This window comes from Pseudoxanthomonas sacheonensis (assembly GCF_010093305.1).
GTDB lineage: Bacteria > Pseudomonadota > Gammaproteobacteria > Xanthomonadales > Xanthomonadaceae > Pseudoxanthomonas_A > Pseudoxanthomonas_A sacheonensis.
Map to the genome: position 1 here is coordinate 16,637 of NZ_PDWS01000016.1, position 19,286 is coordinate 35,922.

Consider the following 19,286-nt stretch of genomic DNA (forward strand, 5'->3'; position numbering starts at 1 on the left):
AAGTCCGTGTCAATGCGCCATAACGGCATTCAGGTCGCAACGCGAAGGCCACATTCGGGATGAAGCGACGCTTCGGAATGAAGAAAGGGCCGGTCGCCCGGCCCTTCCCCATGGCGCCATGGCGCCGCGTTCAATGCAGGAGCGCTGGAATCAGCACTTGGCGTCCTTGCATTCCTCGGCTTTCTCTTCGACTTTTTCGCCGACCTTCTGCACATCCTTGCCCGCGCCAGCCATGGTGTTGCAGCCGGCCAGCATTCCCGCCGAAAACATGGACAGCACCATCAATGCCAGTAAACGCTTCATACGATTCCTCCTGATTGAAAAAGGGTCTTGCCAGTCGCCGTGCGCGATCCGAACGATCCCCGGACAACTTGGGATATACGCTGACCTGCGCCGCATTCATCCCGTGTGAACGCGGGCAGCCGCATTCAGTTACGACTCAGTCCCGCATCAAGGTCGACTTGCCGAACAGGCTTTCCACCAGGTCCACCACCAGTTCGGCGGTCAGGTTGCGCGTGTCGATCACCGGATTCAGCTCTACGATATCCAGCGACAGCAGGCGCCCGGTATCGGCGATCATTTCCATCACCAGTTGCGCCTCGCGGTAGTTGGGGCCGCCGGGTACGGTGGTGCCGACGCCGGGAGCGATGCTGGGGTCCAGGAAATCCACATCGAAGCTGACATGCACGTGCGTGTTTTCGTCCACGCCCTCCAGCGCCGCCTCCATGGTGCGCTTCATTCCGTTCTCATCGATGTAGCGCATATCGTAGACATCGATGCCGTTGTCCTTGATCAGGCGCTTTTCTTCCGCGTCCACCGAACGGATACCGATCTGGCGCAGGTCGCGCGCATCCATCGCCGGGAAATCGCGGCCCAGCCGGGTCAATGCATCGGGCCCGATTCCGCACAGGCAGGCGACCGGCATGCCGTGGATGTTGCCCGAAGGCGTGACCGCACTGGTGTTGAAATCCGAATGCGCATCCAGCCAGATCACGCGCAGCCGCTTGCCGGCATCGCGGCAGTGCTGCGCCACTGCGGTGATCGCGCCCATGCCCAGGCAGTGGTCGCCGCCGAGCATGATCGGCATGCGCCCCAGGCGCAGTTCCGCGGCGGTGGCGTGCATCAGTTCGCGATTCCATGCCACCACTTCGTCCAGATGGCGATACCCTTGCACCGGCGGCAACCATGGATTGACCGGACCATTGAGATTGCCGCGGTCGGCGACGTCGACGCCGCGCGCTGTCAAGGCCTCGCGCAGGCCGGCGATGCGCAAGGCATCGGGTCCCATGCGCGCGCCGCGGTGTCCGGCGCCGATATCGGTAGGCACGCCGATCAGGGAAACGGGCGGGAAAGTTCGACTCATCTGCGATCTGCGGGCTGCACGAGGGGTGACGAGTCTAGCCTCGTTCGTCGGAACCTACTGCGGCGATGCAGCAAGTCCGCTCCGCACGCCAGCGCCCAGCCGGCCGGTCTACCGCTTAACTTCGCTGTCACGCATCGATCACGGCGTGGTCACCACGCATTGAGAACACTACGGACGCAGGGAAACGAATCGCCGGAGATCGCCATGGGCACCATTCGTGACATCCGTTCGACCCCGCAGGATGTGATGCTGGACATTGATGCGGAACTGCGGCACTGGCGCGGTTGCTATCGCGAAAGCGCCTTCCACCGCGGCTCGCGCGAGTTCGACGACTACATCCCCACCTTGAAATTCGGCTACGACCTCTACCTGCTCAATCACCGCGCCGAGCTCGAGGATCTGCTCTCCACGCTCAAGCAACGCTACGAACGCAGCATCCCGGAATGGCAGCGGCTCGACTGGCCGCTGAGCGAAGCGATCATCCGCGAAACCTGGAAGCGGATGAGGAGCGGGCCATCGTGGCGGCGGATGCAGCCGTTGAACCACGGTTTCAGGAGCACTGCCGCGTCGATGTGATCGCGAAGACGAAGCGAAGACGAAAAAGGCGCAGCCGGATGTGGATGGTGCCGGCACCCGGATTCGAACTGGGGACCTACCGCTTACAAGGCGGTTGCTCTACCAACTGAGCTATGCCGGCATGGCCGATGCGCGCAACGCGCGCCGGGAAAGAATGCGTGCTGAAAAGCGCGGACGCGGATTCTACCGCAGCAGGGCGCAATCGAGCGAACGCGATTGCGATGCGCCGGCTCCGCTGCGCAGCCCGGACGCGGTAATGCCGGCGGCGGCGGCGACATCCAGCCACCATTGCGCCGTGCCTTCATCGCCTATGGGCTGCAATTGCGCGTCGAATCCGGCCGCCCGCAGCGCGGCCTGGCGGCGTTCTGCGCCTTCGCGGCTGCGGTAGCGGCCCAGGGCGATGCCGTTGGTCTGCGCGCCGCTGTTGACCACCAGGTAGTCGTCGAAGCCCGCTGCGCCGATGCGCTGGGCAAGCGCCTGGGCCGCTTCGCGGTCGGCCTGGGGCGGCAGGACCACGTTGTAGCCCTGTGCCGTCTTGCCGGGAACTTCGCGGGGATTGCCGCGCGTTATCCGAGTGCCGATACGCGTCGCCGCCGATCTGGCCGCGGCCTGGTCGGCGAACGGTCCGATGCTGAAGCACTGCACGGGCGTTGCGGGTTCGACGGCAGCCACGGCAGCGGGCGGCGATGGCGCCATGGGCGCCGCTGCCTGCGTTAGCGGAGTAGCGTCGGTTTTCCCGCTTTCGCTGAGCAATTGCAGCCTGGGTACGCCCGCCGGCTGCGCCGGAAGCGCGGGGGGAAGCGGTTCGGGGCGGGAAATCCACCAGGCAGCGGCGCCCGCATTCAACACGATAAGCAGGACTATCAGGGCGCGGATCAGCATTCGGCGGTTCCAGGAGCCGTGCCCATGCGCGACCACAGGGCCAGCCCTTCCAGGACCAGTGCGGGCGCGCGAAGCGCATCGGGAAAATGTGGAGCGAGCATGTCAGCACCGCCGCCATGCAGCAACAGAGTGGGAACTTCGCCCAGCATCCGCGTCGCCTGGGCTACGCTGCGGTCGATCAGGCCCAACGCGGCGCCTTCGCAACCCGAGGCCAGGGCATCGGCCGTGGTGGAAGCGAATTCCCGATACTCGCCGCCTTCCGGCGGCAGCTGCGCGGCGGCCTGGTGCAGCGCCTGGCGCATGATGCTGGGCGAAGGTCCGATGCGTCCGCCGCGATGCAAACCGTCGCGGTCCAGCAGATCGATGGTCAATGCGGTGCCGACGCCGGCGATCAGCCATGGGCCCGCCCTGCGTCCGTGCGCGGCAAGCAGGGCCAGGAACCGGTCCACCCCCAGCCGCGCGGGTTCGGCATAAGCGATGCGCACGCCTGCCAGTCGGGCGCTGCTGCGTGCCAGGGAAATGCAGCGGAACCGCTGGGCCAGAACTTCCACCACCGTTGCGGTCAGGGCGGGGGACGCCACACTGGCAAGGCAGGCCGAATCCGCATTCTCGGGCAGCAGCCGCCGCAGCTCGCGTGCGAACGCGTCCGGCTCATGCGCCAGCGCAACCACCTCGCCCAGACTGCCGTCGTCCCGCAACTGCGCGCATTTCAGACGCGTATTTCCCAGGTCCAGCAGCCACCGGCTCATTGCGCCCTCACGCTGACTTCCCCCGCATGGAAAACACGTTCGCCGCCGTCGATGCGCACGCGCAGCGCGCCGTCTTCGGCGATGCCGGCGGCGATGCCGGCCTGGGTCGCCCCGGCCAGATGCACCAGCACTTCGCGTCCCGCCAGCGCATCGAAATGCGCATAGCGCGCCAGGAACGGAGCCAATCCTTCGACATCGAACCGATCCAGCGCCGGCACCAGATGGGTGAGCAATCGCGCGGCGACCGCGTTGCGCGACGGCGCCGTATCGAGAAGGTGGACCAGATCGATCCAGGGTTGGTCCAACGTCGCGGCCATGGCCTCGGGCATGCGCACGTTGAGGCCCAGCCCGATCACCGCGCGCACGGGCCCGGCGTGTTCGCCGCCGCCTTCCACCAGCAATCCGCCGAGTTTGCGTCCTTCCACCACCAGATCGTTGGGCCATTTCAGGCGCACGTCCGGGTACCCCGATTCGTGCAGCGCTTCGGCCACGGCCACGCCCGCGACCAGGCTCAAGCCGCCCAGCCGCGCCAGCCCGCCGGAGAACTGCCGCGACAGCGATAGATAAAGATGCGCGGCCAAGGGCGAGGCCCAGGTTTTCCCGCGCCGCCCGCGTCCGCCGGTCTGGCGCTCGGCGATCAATGCCGCCACGCCGTGCGCGGGAGTGTCGCGGCGCAGCAGTTCGCTGTTGGTGGAATCCAGCGACCAGGCGATTTCAAGCGAAGCGACGCCGGCGCGCACGAAAGGCGGAAGCGCGCCGATGATGGCTTCGGCCTGCAGCAGTTCCAGCGGGTGGCGCAGCGCATACCCGCGGCCGGCCTGCGCGTCGATTTCCACGCCGGCTTCGCGCAGGGTTTCGATGCGTTTCCACATCGCCGCGCGAGTCAGCCCCGCCTCCTGCGCCAGTGCGTCGCCCGACACCGGGCCGGCGATGAGCCGCTGCAGGATTGCGCGTTCGCCGCTCACGTACGCCCGCGCGACGGGCGTACGCGCCCGCGACGCGATCCGGAACCGGTGGGCAAGCGCTGCAGCAGACCGCCCGGCAGCCAGTCGGGCGGGTACGCGGCAGCCATCGGCGCGGGGAGCAGGAAAAGCATGGGCATGCCTTAATTATGCGCGAGATGCGGGCTGCGCCGGTGCGGCAGCGGCGGCCGCACGGTGACCATCGAAGCATCCCCTGCACCCGCGCCGGCGGCAGCGCCGGATCGCACCCGCCCGACAGGGAACCCGCATAGACTTCGCAGCGGTTCTGTTGCGCCGCAGCAGCCGGCGGTCGGCAAGACGGGCAGCAACCGCCAACGGGCCGGGAACCGCGCTATAGTTCGCGCGGTCAGAACGTCCGCCAGACAGGAGTCTCCCATGCTGCGTCTCAGCTTAGCTCTGTTGTTGATCTGCGCCAGCGCACACGCCCTGGCCCAGAACGGACGCAATGCGCCGCCCAATCCCGGCGCCTGCCAGGAAACCGAGGCGGTCGCTCGCGACGACGCAGCGCAGGCGGGCGCGGCGCACCCCAAGGCCAGCGCTGCGCGCAACAAGTACGCCAAGCCCGCTTCGGCTTCGCCGGGAGGCGGTGGCGGTGGCGATGAAGACGGTCTGCAGCGTGTTCGCGGCTCCAAGTGGCACAGCTTCCTTCCGGGCATGTTCCGCTGATCGGATCGTGGTTCGGCTGGCTCAAACGCCCGCCCCATTCCCTCGACACCGAGATCTGGGCCGACACCCGACGCTCGGTTCCCTTGTTGCACGACTTGCACGCATCCAGCGATGCGGCATTGCAGTCGCTGGTAGCGCGTTTCCTGCACGAGAAAACCATCACGCCCCTTGCCGGCCTGGTGCTGGATGCGCGCGCGCGCATGCAATTGGCCGCACTCTGCTGCCTGCCCTTGCTGGGTTTCGGAGCGAAAGGATTACGCGGCTGGTCGCAGCTGCTGGTCTATCCGGACGCTTTTCGCGTGCAACGCAGCCATGTGGATGCGGCCGGCGTGCTGCACGAATTCGAGGACGATCTTAGCGGCGAATCGTGGGAAGCTGGCCCGCTGATCCTGTCTTGGGCCGACGTGCAGGCCGACCTGGCCGACCCCTTCGCCGGCTTCTGCGTGGCCATCCACGAAATGGCGCATAAGTTGGACGCGCTCGACGGCGCGATGGACGGCACTCCGCCGCTGCCGCGCGCCTGGCAGCGCGAATGGGCCGCCGATTTCCAGCGCCAGTACGATGCGTTCTGCGACGAAGTGGATAGCGGACGCGACACCGCCATCGATGCCTACGCTTCCGAATCGCCGGAAGAATTCTTTGCCGTGACCAGCGAATACCATTTCTCCGCGCCAGCCTTGCTGCAAGCGGAAATGCCGCGAGTAGCCGCGCACCTGCAACGTTTCTACAATCCAACAAGAACTATGTAGGAGCGACGCGAGTCGCGAAGCCATGGAGCCTGACTGGTCCTATCTGCTTCGCGACTCGCGTCGCTCCTACATCGCCACAAACCGGCGCCGTCACAACCCCTGCGGCAAAATCACCTCGAAGCGCGCGCCGCCCAGTTCCTGCGAACGCGTCACCTGCAGCTCGCCGCGGTAGCCGCGCACCAGATCCTGCACGATCGCCAGGCCGATGCCGTGCCCTTGCACGCGCTCGTCGCCGCGCACGCCGCGCTGCAGGATATGCGCGACGTCTTCGTCGGCGATGCCGGGGCCGTCGTCGTCCACCGCCAACAGCAGACCGGCGCGGCGGTTGCCCACGGTCTTGGTGGGCGTGGCGGTCAGCAGCACGCGCGAGCGTGCCCACTTGAACGCGTTCTCCAACAGGTTGCCCATCAGTTCCTGCAGATCGCCCGGTTCGCCATGGAAGCGCGCATCCGGGTGGATGTCGAATTCGCAGATCACGCCCTTGGCGGCGTAGACTTTTTCCAGGCCGCGCACTATTTCCTCGGCGTTGGATTCGATGGGCACCGGCGTGGCGAACAGGGCATGGCCGCTGGAAGCGGCGCGCGCCAATTGATAGGACACCAGATTGTTCATGCGCTTCAACTGCGTATCCAGTTCTTCGCGCAATGCGGTGGCGTGGATGCCTTCGTCCAGCTGCGAACGCAGCACCGCCAGCGGCGTCTTCAGACTGTGGGCGAGGTCGGCCAGCGTATTGCGCTGGCGGTCCAGGTTCTCGCGCTCGCTTTCGATGAAGGCGTTGATGCTTTCGGTCAGCGGCTCCAGCTCGCGCGGGTGGCGTTCGGTCATGCGGCTGGCCTGTCCGCGCTGCACTTTGGTCAGTTCGTTGATCACGCGCTGCAACGGCCGCAGGCTCCAGTTGAGCACCGCCACCTGCAACAGCAACAGGAACGCGCCCGCCGCGCCCAAGTACCCCCACAAGGCGCCGCGGAAGGTGCGCAGCTGCGCGCCCAGCACGCGCGAATCCTCCGACACATAGATCGAATAAGGGAACTCGCCTTCCGGCGCGCGGTTTGCGTAGATGGTGCCCAGCCCGAAGCGATACACGCCGCCTTCGTTGCCGTCGATCTGGCGCATCGGCACCGGGCCCTCGAAGGTTTCCTGCAGCGGCTTGAGCATGTTGGCCGCCGGCAAGGTTGGCCCCAGGGTGGAATCGGAACCCCAGTGCTCGTTGGGCAGCACTACCTCGGCGTACAGACCGCTACCGGGCTGGGTGAAACGCGGATCCACCGGCATTTCGGGCGGAATCAGGGTACCGTCGCGGCCGAATTCCAGCTTGTTGGCGTAGGAAATCGCATAACCCTTCAGGCGATTGCGCAAGTTGAGTTCGGCAGTGCTGACGAAGGCGCGGTCCAACGCGTAGCCCGCCAGGAACAGGAAAGCGAGCAGGCCCACGCTGGCGGCCAGCAATTGCCGGGCGCGCAAAGAGCGCGGGCGCCATCCCTGAAAAGGATCGCGCCCGCTTTGTGCCGCACCAGCGTCCGCCGCGCGCGGTGGCATCAGCCCTCGTGGTTGCGCGGTATGGCGAAACGGTAGCCGCGGCCGCGTACGGTCTCGATCGGCTTCAGTTCGCCTTCCGGATCCAGCTTCTTGCGCAAGCGGCCGATGAAGACCTCCAGCACGTTGGAGTCGCGGTCGAAGTCCTGCTGGTAGATGTGCTCGGTCAGGTCGGCTTTGGACACCAGCTCGCCCGCATGCATCATCAGATACTCCAGCACTTTGTATTCGTAACTGGTCAGATCGATGTTGCCGCCGTTGACGCTGACCGTCTGCGCGGCCAGATCCAGCGCGACCGGGCCGCATTCCAGGGTCGGTTTGCTCCAGCCGGCGGCGCGGCGCAGCAGCGCGTTGACGCGGGCCAGCAGCTCTTCCACATGGAAGGGCTTGACCAGGTAATCGTCGGCGCCCTGCTTCAGGCCTTCCACTTTGTCCTGCCAGCTGGAACGCGCGGTCAGGATCAGCACGGGGAATTTCTTGCCTTCGTCGCGCAGCGCCTTGATCAGTTCCATGCCCGACATCTTGGGCAGGCCCAGATCGATGATGCCCACATCGAACGGCACTTCGCGGCCCATGTACAGGCCTTCCTCGCCGTCTTGCGCCGCATCCACGGCGAAGCCTTCGCGTTTGAGGCGCGCGGCCAGGGTTTCGCGGAGAGGGGCTTCATCTTCGACCAGCAAAATACGCATGGACACTCCTGTGACTACTAGAACTGGCGGCCAGCAGGCCCCCGGGTAGGGAACATCTTACGGTCGGCGGGGGTTGTCGCCGCGTGCACGCGGCGGCGCATCCTCGCGCTGGGGGGCACGGTCGCGGCCGCCTCTGCGCTGCGGGTCGTCGTCCATGTAGCGGACGCGGCCACGATCATCCATGACCTTGACCCGGTTGATCTCGCGGCCGTCGAACTGCACCCGCTCGGCACCCAGGATCTGGCCGCCGGTCTCGCGCTGGGCGCGGCGCACCGAATCGGACAACGAGGCCGGATTGCGCTGCGGCACCATGCTTTCGCGTGGCATGCTCTGGCGCGGCGGCGGATCGGGGCGCGGCTGTTCTTCCTGCCCCGATTGCGCCCACGCGCCCACCGCCGCGCCGGACAGGGCGAGCAATGCGCAGGTGGACAGCAGAAAGCGGGACATGAATCTCATAACGGAATCGTAACGGTTTTCGGCTTCCCTGAATGAACGGGAGCCGACGCGGCCTAGTGGTTGATTAGGAAATGGATTCTGGCGTCGGGCGGTGAATTCGATATGAATTTATCCACAGCCCGATCCGGCGCGTTCAGGTTCCTGGCTCATTAGAAAATCTCCGCAACGCAGCAACGGAGCGACCCCCCGGCGGCTTCGATAGCCTCCAGCGGCACGCTGCGCGAGGCAAAACCGGCCTCCCGCAGGCGGTTGCGGGTGGTCGAAGCCAGGGAGGCTTCCGCCCCTGCGCTCATCCAGACCGACCTTCCGGACAGTGCGATGGCATTGCCGGCGAAGGCGGCGTGTTCGGCCCGGGACAGGGAAATGCCGTGGGCCGCATACAGCCCGGCGATGGTTTCGGGCACGGCGGCATCGGCGAACCCGTCCGCGCAAATCAGGGCCGCGCGGCCGGCCAGCACCGCCAGCACCACGTTGGTGTGGTATTCGCCGGGTGCCAGGTCGAACATCAAGGTGGCGCGCAGGCCGAAAGCCCGATGCATCAGCGCGGCGCCCTCTTCGTCGCAGCGTTCGGACAATCCGCAGAAGCCGAGGCCCCGTGCGCGGTCGATGACCAATGCGCCGGTGAGTTCGCAAGGGTGCGGCTGCGTTGACAGGTCGGTTTCCTGGTAGCCCAGCAGATCGGTGAAGAACCCGCGGATATCGCGGCGCGCGGCTTCGCGCTGGCGTACTTCGTGGCGCATGCGCCCCACCACCAGCCGACCCGGCGCGGTGGCGAAAATATTGTTGGGAAACAGGGCGTCGGGCGTGGCCGGATCGCCGCTGAAGCACAGCACCGGCAATTCCGACGCCAACGCGCGCTGCAGTTCGCGGTGCTGCGCCTGCGCCGCGCCCGCATCGAAGGCCGCGGCCTGCGCCATATACCGGTTGTCGCGCGCCGATTGGTCCGCCCGCGCGAATCCGTCCGGCGCCACCAGGAACGCCGCCCGCGCGGTGGCGGGGCCGAAATCGGCTGCGCAGTTTCGGGCGAAGGGGAGGAACTCGGAAAGGGTGCGGGTAAGCATGGGATCCCTACAGCGGCTTGCAGGAGACGAAGCTTCAACCGGATCCCAGCAAAAAAGAAGCCCCGCGATTGCGGGGCTTCCGTGACCGGACGGATGTCGAGCGGAATCCCGATCAGATACCCATCGTGCGTCGCTGCTCGCGCTCTTGCTGCGCTTGCGGCTGGTTCTGCGTTTCCTGCTGCACTTGGGCCGTGCTCTTTTCGATCGGCTCGGCGATGGCTTGTCCCTTGTCCATGTAGACGCGGCGGTTGGCCGGGTCGCCGGGTTCGCCCTGCACCAGGAACACACCGGTGCCGTTGGTGTTGGGCAGCACATGGTCGATCCGGGTCAGGCCGCTGGCCTTGGCTTCGAACACGCCCGCCGCCGCCGCATTCTCAAGGTCCTGCCGGCTCTTGAAGGCCTGCGGGCCGAGTTGCTCCATGCTCTTGACCGTCTGCTGGAACAGCGCATTGTCGGGATGGCGCGTATCTGAGAGCAGCGGCGCTTCCTTGGATTTCTTCAACGCATCCAAGGTTTGGGGACCGACTATGCCATCGGCCTTCAAGCCGTGGGCCTGCTGGTAGGCCTGCAGGGCTTCCTTGGTACGGTCGCCGAAACTGCCGTCTTCCTTCAGCGCGCGGCCTTCCTTGTCGCGATAGCCGTAGTTGTTGAGGGTGTCCTGGAGCTGGCGGATGCCTTCGCTTTTTTCGCCTGCACGCAGAGTAGCGTCGGCGGGTTGCTGCGGCTGCGGCTTCGCTTGTGTCTGGTCCTGCGTCTGCTGCTTGTCCTGCAGCAGAGTCCGCGCCTCGGCCAGCGGATCCGTGGCGTACAGCTTCACGCCGTTGGCCTGCTTGCGCTCCAGGTACTTGTCCAGCGAACTCAGCTCCACGCCTTCGCCGCCGCGCGACTGGCTGATCATCAACTCGCCGCTCTTGGGGTCCTTCACCACCATGGTGATGTGGTCGATGCCCTTGTAGCGGCCGCCGTCCCACTTGGTCGGGCCGTTGTCTTCGCCGATGATCATGCCTTCCTTCAGCACGTCGCGGGTGACCGCTTTGCCTTCGATCATCACCCCGGAGCGCGATTGCGCTTTTTCGACGATCATCGCTGCGCCGTCGGTGCCAAGATTGAAAAACTCGTCTCTGCCGAAGACCTGCCGCCCCGCCTTGGCATTGACCTCCTTCATGGTCGCGTTCTGCATGGTCGCCACCCAGCCCGAGCAATCCACATAGCCCTGGTCCGGATGCTTGCCGTCCACGCCCGGGATCTTGCCGCTCATGGCGTACTTCACATGATCGTATTTCACGCTCAGATCATGGGCGGCGGTCAGCGCGATTCCCGTTGCCGGTACGGTCTGCGTGGACGTGCTCTGAGATGTGCTCTGAACAGGTGTAGTCTGCGCCGGAGTATTCTGGCGCGCATCGGTGACCGGCTCGATCCCTTTTTCCGGAATGCGTACCCGGTCGAACTTCGTATCCCAGTACTGCGTGAAAGTCGTCGCCATGTCGCGATCCGACATGGTTCTGAAGTCGGCGTACTTCTGGCCTGTCACCGCCTCGAAATCGCGAGAGCTGACGTTGTTGAGAATCTTGCTGCGTGTATCTTGGCGGCCGAACTCGCCTGTAGCGATGGCAGTCTGTATGGACCTATAACCCGCCGCACCCTGCTGGTGCGCCAGGTACATGTCCAAACCATCGGGTTCTGGCTTGCCTGAAAGATAGGGGCGGCCATCGTTCGCATGTCGATTGACCAATGCGTTTCGATTGTCCAAGTACAAGCGGGCTGCCGCATCGGTATTGACCACTGCATCCAGCTCACGGCCGCGGATGCCGTAGGCGTCCGCCGTACCCGGCACGAACTGGAATAGACCTTTGGCCCCTTGAGCCCCGCGCGAGGCCAGTTCGTTGAACGTACCCCCGGTCTCGATGTAGGCGAACCGCATAAAATCATCGCGCGGGATGTTCCTTTCCTGCGCTTCCCTTTCGATGATGTCGAGAACTTCCTTCTTACTGTAATCGTGCGCCATGCTTGGCTCTCCTTTTTCAGGTTGATTTGCGGCACGAATTGCCGCGATGCGTCAACCGGATCCGTCCCTGGATCCTATGTTGTCAGTCAACAGTTGCTCTACTTCATAAGTCTTACTGGTACTGCTTTTTATCCGAGTCGTAACGGTACTCATAAGTATCGCCAGAACCCAGTGTTCGCACCTTTCCGGCGGAAACAGTCTCCGTTCCACTGCGCTGGACTTTCAACAAGGGAAGGTTGCTTCCCTCTTGCGGCTCAAAGCTCAACGTTCCGGTACTCTTTGCACACGCCTGCTTCGCACCTGGTGTTTCATCGCAGGCGGCGCCGTTGTCAGTACCAATCACAATATTTCCAAGGTAGTCCCAACGCTTGTCGTCCACCTTCAACTCGTGTGGATTGAACAAAAGCAGGTCAAATGTGTTGACCTGAACGCCAGTAGCCAGGTACCAGGTCGGCACAGCTAGCAGAAGCTTGCCATCGGGAGTCTGGTAGCTTTGTGACTTCCGTGTTTCATCAATCACGTTGCCTTTTTCGTAACCCCCAAACTCACCGACGGAATACTGATTGCCATCGAATGTCCAGGGCTTTTCCGCTTCAGGGCTGGTCGTGAAGAAGGTCGCTTGCGTAATCGTTACCTTCGCATCGGGGGCCGCATAGTCCTCTTCCTCCGACTTGCCGTATTTATCCGGCGTCTGTGTAGCGAAACCAGTGAAGTAATGCTTGCCGCCAAGATCGAACGAATAGCCGTACCAATAAGTCGCCCAACTCCCGTTCTCAACCTCATACGACAAGGCGCCGTCGCCGTCTTTCTGATAGATGAAATACAGCACGCTGCTGGGCGACGGCGGCTGGACTTCGGTTGCTTTCTTGGATTCGTTGTTCATGGCTGGGACTTCCTTATCGGTCGGCTTGACGGGGGAGTTGGCGGCCTTCCCGGAGACGTTCTCGGGCGTCTTGGCGTTACAGGCGCCTATCAGAAGCACCATCAGCACAAGGAGAAATTTTCTTCCATGTCTCATAACTATTCAACTCCATAGTTAGCATCCAGTCAAAGCCATTGAATGCGAATTTTCACAATGAGCGACGCACCACACTATCTGAAAGATGCTTGCCTATAAATGTTGCTTCTGTGGAAAGTATGTCCGTGGCCACGCAAACCTATTGGATCCGTCGAGCCGATGTACAATTGGAGTACACAATTTTGCAATTGCTTGTGTTTCTACTGCATGTTTTCATCGCCATATCGGATGCCTCTTCTACGGTACGCGCGCCCGCTGCGTTGCCATACTGATCTCCCCAGGCGATTACTCCGCACTGGTTATAGTAGGTAAGTTCGGTCGAACATTTTTCACCGCCCGCAGAAATACATTTTGCTATCGCTACTTTCTTCGCAGTCCCCTCGCTTGCCATGTTCGCAGATACGCCTACTGAATTATTAATATCCGAGAACGCAATTGCCCCCCACCTATCTTTCCAGCGAACCGGCTGATCAAGAGGGCGTTGGCTTGCATCATCGCTATCCCTGTAATAACCCGGTGGGATAGGCCCACAAGAACTTATGTCGGTGCCGCTATAGGGAATCATGCCGGATGGGCAACCACCTTCAGCCAACGCAGAACCGCTCAAGCTGAGCAACGCCACTATCAGCAGCCATCTCGATTTCATAATCGCACTCTCCATTGTGCTGATGAACCATGCCCCTTGATTGGCTACTGAATACGCTTAGCCAAACTGCAATCGGCATAGTAAACGCGGCAATTGGTATCCGTTGAACTACAAGTCTTTTCCCCCAATTGCGTTGCCTTCTCGATCGTTGCTGCGCGTGCCGTGTTGTATCCCTTGTCTCCTACTACCATCACCGCACACTGATTGTAATACTCAAGATCAACCTCACAATTGAGTCCACCGTTAGCACGACATTGTGATAAAGCAGTTCGTTTCGCCTCCTCCTTACTAGGCATGCGTACGGCAGTTCCCAAACTGCCTTTAATACCATCAGTAGCAATCGCCCCCCATGTCGTGGCCCATCGGACCGAGGGTCTGTAAGCTTGAGAAGCACTATTATTGTCATTGTTGTTGCCGTAATAACCAGCAGGAATAGGCCCGCACGAGCTCAAATCCGTGCCGCTATACGGAATCATGCCGGATGGGCAACCACCTTCGGCCCACGCAAAACCGCTGATGCTGAGTAGTCCTAACATCAATAACCATTTCGATTTCATCACCCGCACTCTCCGTTGTGCTGTAAAGAACCAAGGCCCTTGATCCGCTACCGAATGCCTCGCGCCAAACCACTCAGGTTACGGCCTGTCGTTCTATACCCTTCTCCTCAGCCAACTCTTACCTTCGTAGCTCCGCTATTGGGTACGCTCTGCAAAGCTACAATTTGAATAGACTATTCTGCATTCATTTGACTTTGCGATGCATGACTGCATCGCTTGCTGCGACGCTATTTCTATTGTGCCGGCTCGGGCGGTTCCCACACGCGTATCTCCCCAAGCCATAGCAGCACATTGATTGTTATACGAGAGCACAACTTCGCAGTTTTGCCCTCCCGCCTCAACGCAATCCTTGACCGCTGAATTTTGTGCAGCCTGTTTGCTCGGCGTTCCAGTAGCTACGCCAACTGAATTATTTGTTTTGGATAGTGCAATCGCTCCCCATTTATCGGCCCAAATAACTGGAGATTGACTTGGCTCAGTCGAAGAGTCATCTCTACCGTAGTAGCCCGATGGGATTGGTCCGCATGAACTTATATCGGTGCCGCGATAGGGAATCATGCCCGAAGGACAACCTCCTTCTGCGTGAACCCCGCCGTTAACACCGAGTAATATCAAAGACATCAGTAATATCTGTTTCATCTGATATTTCCGTCGTGTGTCACCCACGATGGATCATGTCCCATTGTTTGCTAACCCTCGCTGACCGGATGGCGCCTGTGCAGTTGCAGGCTGGCTGCCGGATACTCTCCCCGCATTAAAGGTCGGCCCCCCGCCAGAAGACGGTATTTGGCTATCAACCCGCTCAATTTCAGTATTTGCGGCTCTATGCGACCCATAGCCACCCCGATACCCCGACTCGCCCGCTCGCTGGCCTACCGGCGCGCCACCACCGCTAAACGCCGAGAAGTGCATGAAGTTGCCCAGCGTACCCTGGAAGAACGCGGCCGCCATCGGCGGCACACTGACGATCAGCAAGGTCAGGATCATGCCCATGCCGCCTTGCTGCATCGCCTGACTGGTCATGCCGTCGCTGAAATTGGACCCCAGCAACGAACCCACCAGCGCCGTCCCCCAGAATGCCGCCGACACCCTCACCACCATCTCCAGCGCAATGGACACCATGGCGCTCAACACCGCCATCGAGAACATGGTGCCTATGCCATACAGCAGCCATCGCTGGAACAACGATTTTGTCTGATCGAACATCAGACATAAAATGAAGATCGGGCCGAAGCCGACGAACAAGGCCATCGCCACCTCGTAAAGCAGCAACAAAGTTCCGCCTACGATCGCAGGACCACCCGCACCGACGCCCGCGAACCACATGGCGCGGGATTTCTGATTGTCCAACGTCGGGTCGCTCATCACGTCCAACGCATCGATGCTCGACAACGCCACCTGCATCCAGGCCAGATTCTCGTCGATCTTGTCCTCTGGGGTCGTATTCTCCCCGGTCACCACCCAGTTGATTTCCTTCTTGACGTCATCGTTCAGGAACTGGTGCAAGTCGGTTCCGAACATCGCCATCATCGTGGCCGCCGTCAGTATCAACACCGACCGCAATGAGTTCGTCACCAGCGCCATCATCGACTCGCGCGATTGACCCGTCACGATGCGGTAGCCCTGAATCATGATCCACAAGGTCAGCAACGTAAGCGCGATGCCGCTCACCCATTGCATGGCTCGCCCCAGGAGATCGATGCCGAACTCGTGGATCTCATTCTGCAGATAAGCCATGATCTGCCGGAAGAAGATGAAATCCCCGACAGATTGGATTTTGGGCGCAAGCCAATTCAGCCAACCGGCCCCGTCCAGAAAATTCCCCACGATATCCATTTCTTTTCTCATCATCTACGCCCGGTTTGTGTAGGCCGCCGCAGCGGCCCTCCCCCTACCACCGAACCGGACAAATCCTGGCACGGACTCTTACATTGGTACTGCGAATCGAGCTCGCTCGTGGAACTGCCGAGGCCCCTGACCGGAACCTCGGCAATGTCCTCAGTTGCCGACTTCCAAAGCCCCTTGCAGGGCCGTGGTCTTCACAAGCGTTCCCAGCGGACTGCTTTGCTTTCCCTTCAACGCGATTTGGGTCAGCGTTTTCTGGGCTTGTTGCATGGATTGAATGTAAGCATCGTAGGAATTCATCCTCGACTCCCATTCCGCAAAACTTTTGTTCATGTCTGCGGTCAATGCCTCTGCGTCGTAGCTGACCTTGGTAAGATTTCCTTGATCGTTATTGGAGTCGCGCATGCTCTTCAACGTGGCCAATGTCTGGTCCAATTCCGGCATGCTCTTTTTCAGGAACTCCACCGTCTCGTTGTATTTCCTGTTCTCCATGACCTGGATGTTCACGCAGATTTGTTGCTGCTGCTTCATCAGGTCCCCGTTCGGGTCCAGAGTAAGCATGTTCTTGAGTCCGGACAGGAGACCGCCACCCGCGCCTCTACAGCGGTCGGCGATCATGTAGTCGTCTTCGACTTTCTCCAGAGTCACGCTCTGCGGCAATCCGAGCTTGGTGAACATGCTCTGCGCCTTGATCAATTGCTGCCGGTAATGGCTGTATTGCTGCTGCCAGCGCGCGGCTTGCTCAGCATACTCGGCCACATCCTTACCCATTTGTTCAAGCTGAGTAAGAATATTCTGCATCATGTGCGCAGGATCGTTGACGATCCACTGCGCATTGGCGCCGCCAACGGCCAAGGAGCACATCAAAGCGAGGCTGGCTAACAGCGGTTTCTTGTGCTTGCGCTTGGCCGATTTGTTTTTACTGTCGATGTTCATAAAAACTCCTTCGCTAATCTTGAGACGACTTTTAAACAGAGACCGTGCCTATGCATCCGAACGCTCGGCACGCAGTAATTTCTTACGCACTTACCGCACGCGCATTTTTTTGCGCCGATCGGACTGCTGGTTTTCCGGAACCCTTTCTCTGCGCATAGAATTCGGCTAACCACTGCTCAGGGCGCAGGTCGTTGCTGGGCAAGCCCGTGGCTTCTGCCTGCTGCTCCAGTACCTGATGCATGATTTCGATGTTGTCGGTCGATGCCGAAATCACCGCCAGCGCATCGTCCATGCCACGCAGGTTGAGCTGGCAGACGCTGGACGCATGGCCTTGCTTGACCAGGAAGCAGCGCGAGCGTTCGTCCAGGCTGACCACGACCTGGTATTCGGCTTCGGTCAGCTTCAGACCATTGATGTAGTCGTCGCGGCTGGCGTTGGGATTGGGCAGCAGGATCATGGTTGCGGTCTGCTCGATCAGCGCCGCGGCGATGTCGCTGGCCAGCGCGTCTTCCGGACTCTGCGTGGCGAAGATGCCCAGGCCGTTCTGCTTACGGATGGTCTTCTGCTTGTTCTTGGCGAATTCCTTGAGCCCGCCCTTGCCGTCGAGGATCTTCCAGAATTCGTCCATCACGTAGATCAGGCGGCGGCCATCGATCAGCGCCTCAAGGCGGTGCAGCAGGTAGTTGATGACCGGCACGCGCACTTCGGGGTTGTCGATGATGTCGGTGTAGTCGAAGCCGATGATGTTGGCCTTCTGCAGGTCGATGGTGTCCACCGGATTGTCGAAGACCCAGCCGTGCGAATTTCCCGCGGTCCACTTGCGCATGCGCGCGAACAGGCCGTCGTCGCCCATGTTGGGCAGGCTCTTCTGGAAATTGGTCATGTTGCGCAGATGCATGGGGGTGTCGAGCATGTTCTCGACCGCGCGGAAGATGTCTTCCTCTTCGCGCGAGGTGTAGCCGGTCTTTCCGGCCAGCACCTTCATCAGATCGGCCAGGAACTGCGTGTTGGCATCGTTGCGTTCGCACTGGAACGGGTTAAAACCGGTGGGCCGGCCGTTCTCCAGCGCCAGGTAGTTGCCGCCGCAGGCGCGCACGAAGATCTCGGCGCCGCGATCCTTGTCGAAGAAGAAAATGGTCGGCGACGGGTCCAGCTTCTGGACCTGGCTGAGCAGGAAGTTGATCAGCGCGGTCTTGCCGGTACCGGACTTGCCGATGACCATGGTGTTGGCGATTGCCTTCTCGCCCAGCGAATTCTCCGCCGGGTGAGTGGCGTGGAAGTTGAAGTAGTAAGGCTGGCCGTTGGTGGTCTGCAAAGTGGTGACGCACTCGCCCCAGGGATTGTTTTCCTTCTTCCCGGAAGCGAAGTTGTGCAGCGGCGACAGGCCGAGGAAGTTGAGCGAGCTGACATTGGCCAGGCGCGTGCGGTTCTTCCAGTTGCCCGGGATCTGCGAATAGAACGAGGACGCTATGGCCAGGTCTTCCTTGGTGGAGACGAACCCGGCATTGGAAAGCTCCGCGCGTGCGGTGGCGGTATTCTGCGAGAGCTTTTCCTGGGAGTCGGCGTACAGCGCCAGAGTGAAATGGTATTCGCCCAGTACGAAGTTTCCCGAAGCCAGCTGGTCCATGGCATGGTCCAGCTCCACGATCTGGCTGACCGCCTTGTCGCCCGATGAAATCATCATGCCCTTGGTGCGGTCCAGCACCTTCAGCGCGTCCTGGCGGCCGATAGGACTGAACGAGTGGGTTATCACATAATCGAAGTCCAGGTACTTCAGCCCATTTAGGATGCCGGGGTAAGTACCGTCGGTGTATTCCTTGATATTGAGGATGGCGCCGAAATGATTGACGCCGTTGGGCGTGTTGATGATGAAGTCGCCGGTCTTGTCCGAGAACATGTGCCGGCTGACCGGTAAATAGCCGTTCACCGGCGCGCTGAGCACAGGCACCGGCTCGTCGATGCGGTTCAGCAGGTAGCCGAAGAATTCCAGCGCTTCGGAGAACACCACCCCGTTGCTGGCTTCGTACATGCCCAGCCGGTACGGCGAATAATCCTTCAGCACCGCTTCCAGGTTGCCCGCCAATTCCTGGATCTTGGCGATGGCCTGATCCTGTTCGGATTGCAACTGGGCGATGTTGGTGGATTTTTCCACCAGCCGCTTACCCGTCACCACCGGCCGGTAGATCATGGTCAGGTACAGCTCGTTCTGCATGATCTTCTGCGAGGACAACGACTCGAAGTAAGCGTCCGACATGCCTTGGTTGAAGGCCTGGCCGAACTTGCTGCGGTCGTTGATGCGCCGCTTGCGGCGCACGTCGTGCACCCAGAACGCCAGGTTGGCGAAGTCCGGCGCGCGCAGCGTCTGCAGCATGCGGTTGAAGGTGTTGTGCCGGTGTTCTATCTCCCATTCGTCCCGTCCGACGAAAGGCAACCCGCCCAGATGCCACACCAGCAGGTAGTCGCCACCGGTGGTCTTGATCACCGAAGGCGACACGTGGGTGGAGAGCGGGATGAATTCGCTTATGGAGGTGTCGGGAGTGAACATGTTTTAGCGGGTCTTGTTTTAGCGGAT

The 19,286-nt window shown here is 61.5% G+C and carries 21 protein-coding genes and 1 tRNA gene; 3 read left to right on the forward strand and 19 right to left on the reverse strand.

Annotated features, from left to right (window positions below; translation table 11 throughout):
- Nucleotides 1-150 precede the first annotated feature (150 nt).
- Entirely contained in the window at nt 151-303 is a 153-nt protein-coding gene (locus CSC73_RS13460) for an entericidin A/B family lipoprotein (protein WP_163841061.1), read from the reverse strand.
- 136 nt (nt 304-439) lie between these two features.
- Complete coding sequence (gene rocF, locus CSC73_RS13465; RefSeq protein WP_163841063.1) at nt 440-1,363, reverse strand: arginase; 924 nt, start codon at nt 1,361-1,363, stop codon at nt 440-442.
- A 204-nt stretch (nt 1,364-1,567) separates the two neighbouring features.
- Here rocF and CSC73_RS13470 point away from each other — a divergent pair, with 204 nt between their 5' ends.
- Nucleotides 1,568-1,939 carry a hypothetical protein gene (locus tag CSC73_RS13470; protein ID WP_163841065.1) on the forward strand — a complete coding sequence of 124 codons (372 nt, stop codon included), beginning with the start codon at nt 1,568-1,570 and terminating at the stop codon, nt 1,937-1,939.
- A 45-nt stretch (nt 1,940-1,984) separates the two neighbouring features.
- Here the strand turns inward: CSC73_RS13470 and CSC73_RS13475 are convergent.
- From CSC73_RS13475 to CSC73_RS18570, 5 genes are all read right to left on the reverse strand, one after another.
- Nucleotides 1,985-2,060 (reverse strand) — tRNA-Thr (locus CSC73_RS13475).
- 62 nt (nt 2,061-2,122) lie between these two features.
- Nucleotides 2,123-2,821, reverse strand: coding sequence for an SPOR domain-containing protein (locus CSC73_RS13480; RefSeq protein ID WP_163841067.1), 699 nt, complete (start codon nt 2,819-2,821; stop codon nt 2,123-2,125).
- Nucleotides 2,815-3,570, reverse strand: a complete 756-nt coding sequence (locus CSC73_RS13485) for a type III pantothenate kinase (RefSeq protein ID WP_163841070.1) — start codon at nt 3,568-3,570, stop codon at nt 2,815-2,817. Before CSC73_RS13485 ends, CSC73_RS13480 begins: the two co-directional genes overlap by 7 nt.
- On the reverse strand, nt 3,567-4,535 hold the full coding sequence (birA, locus tag CSC73_RS13490) for a bifunctional biotin--[acetyl-CoA-carboxylase] ligase/biotin operon repressor BirA (RefSeq protein WP_163841072.1): 969 nt from the start codon (nt 4,533-4,535) through the stop codon (nt 3,567-3,569). The genes CSC73_RS13485 and birA overlap by 4 nt, the downstream gene beginning before the upstream one ends.
- Nucleotides 4,532-4,666, reverse strand: a complete 135-nt coding sequence (locus tag CSC73_RS18570) for a hypothetical protein (protein ID WP_281352911.1) — start codon at nt 4,664-4,666, stop codon at nt 4,532-4,534. Before CSC73_RS18570 ends, birA begins: the two co-directional genes overlap by 4 nt.
- A gap of 262 nt (nt 4,667-4,928) precedes the next feature.
- Here CSC73_RS18570 and CSC73_RS13495 point away from each other — a divergent pair, with 262 nt between their 5' ends.
- Both CSC73_RS13495 and CSC73_RS13500 read left to right on the forward strand, forming a co-directional pair.
- The gene (locus tag CSC73_RS13495) at nt 4,929-5,219 is read left to right on the forward strand and encodes a hypothetical protein (protein WP_163841073.1); all 291 of its coding nucleotides are present in this window, start codon (nt 4,929-4,931) and stop codon (nt 5,217-5,219) included.
- Nucleotides 5,186-5,968: a M90 family metallopeptidase gene (locus CSC73_RS13500; protein ID WP_163841075.1), complete on the forward strand. Its 783-nt coding sequence runs from the start codon at nt 5,186-5,188 to the stop codon at nt 5,966-5,968. Before CSC73_RS13495 ends, CSC73_RS13500 begins: the two co-directional genes overlap by 34 nt.
- 90 nt (nt 5,969-6,058) lie before the next feature.
- Here CSC73_RS13500 and CSC73_RS13505 read toward each other — a convergent pair whose 3' ends face one another.
- The 12 genes from CSC73_RS13505 to CSC73_RS13560 all read right to left on the reverse strand — a co-directional run bounded on the left by CSC73_RS13505 (nt 6,059) and on the right by CSC73_RS13560 (nt 19,259).
- Nucleotides 6,059-7,504, reverse strand: coding sequence for an ATP-binding protein (locus CSC73_RS13505; RefSeq protein WP_163841077.1), 1,446 nt, complete (start codon nt 7,502-7,504; stop codon nt 6,059-6,061).
- Complete coding sequence (locus tag CSC73_RS13510; RefSeq protein WP_093286361.1) at nt 7,504-8,190, reverse strand: response regulator transcription factor; 687 nt, start codon at nt 8,188-8,190, stop codon at nt 7,504-7,506. The genes CSC73_RS13505 and CSC73_RS13510 overlap by 1 nt, the downstream gene beginning before the upstream one ends.
- 57 nt (nt 8,191-8,247) lie before the next feature.
- Nucleotides 8,248-8,646, reverse strand: coding sequence for a PepSY domain-containing protein (locus CSC73_RS13515; RefSeq protein WP_425502317.1), 399 nt, complete (start codon nt 8,644-8,646; stop codon nt 8,248-8,250).
- Nucleotides 8,647-8,795: 149 nt separating this feature from the next.
- Entirely contained in the window at nt 8,796-9,707 is a 912-nt protein-coding gene (locus CSC73_RS13520) for an arginine deiminase-related protein (RefSeq protein ID WP_163841079.1), read from the reverse strand.
- A 112-nt stretch (nt 9,708-9,819) separates the two neighbouring features.
- On the reverse strand, nt 9,820-11,712 hold the full coding sequence (locus CSC73_RS13525; protein ID WP_163841081.1) for a peptidoglycan-binding protein: 1,893 nt from the start codon (nt 11,710-11,712) through the stop codon (nt 9,820-9,822).
- A 112-nt stretch (nt 11,713-11,824) separates the two neighbouring features.
- Nucleotides 11,825-12,595 carry a hypothetical protein gene (locus CSC73_RS13530; protein WP_163841083.1) on the reverse strand — a complete coding sequence of 257 codons (771 nt, stop codon included), beginning with the start codon at nt 12,593-12,595 and terminating at the stop codon, nt 11,825-11,827.
- 274 nt (nt 12,596-12,869) lie between these two features.
- On the reverse strand, nt 12,870-13,391 hold the full coding sequence (locus CSC73_RS18680) for a DUF4189 domain-containing protein (protein WP_425502318.1): 522 nt from the start codon (nt 13,389-13,391) through the stop codon (nt 12,870-12,872).
- 29 nt (nt 13,392-13,420) lie between these two features.
- The gene (locus CSC73_RS13540; protein WP_163841087.1) at nt 13,421-13,933 is read right to left on the reverse strand and encodes a DUF4189 domain-containing protein; all 513 of its coding nucleotides are present in this window, start codon (nt 13,931-13,933) and stop codon (nt 13,421-13,423) included.
- A gap of 135 nt (nt 13,934-14,068) precedes the next feature.
- Nucleotides 14,069-14,572: a DUF4189 domain-containing protein gene (locus CSC73_RS18685; protein ID WP_163841089.1), complete on the reverse strand. Its 504-nt coding sequence runs from the start codon at nt 14,570-14,572 to the stop codon at nt 14,069-14,071.
- A 33-nt stretch (nt 14,573-14,605) separates the two neighbouring features.
- The gene (locus tag CSC73_RS13550) at nt 14,606-15,769 is read right to left on the reverse strand and encodes a TrbL/VirB6 family protein (protein WP_163841091.1); all 1,164 of its coding nucleotides are present in this window, start codon (nt 15,767-15,769) and stop codon (nt 14,606-14,608) included.
- A gap of 162 nt (nt 15,770-15,931) precedes the next feature.
- Entirely contained in the window at nt 15,932-16,714 is a 783-nt protein-coding gene (locus tag CSC73_RS13555) for a TrbJ/VirB5 family protein (RefSeq protein ID WP_163841093.1), read from the reverse strand.
- A gap of 82 nt (nt 16,715-16,796) precedes the next feature.
- The gene (locus tag CSC73_RS13560; protein ID WP_163841095.1) at nt 16,797-19,259 is read right to left on the reverse strand and encodes a VirB4 family type IV secretion/conjugal transfer ATPase; all 2,463 of its coding nucleotides are present in this window, start codon (nt 19,257-19,259) and stop codon (nt 16,797-16,799) included.
- Nucleotides 19,260-19,286 lie beyond the last annotated feature (27 nt).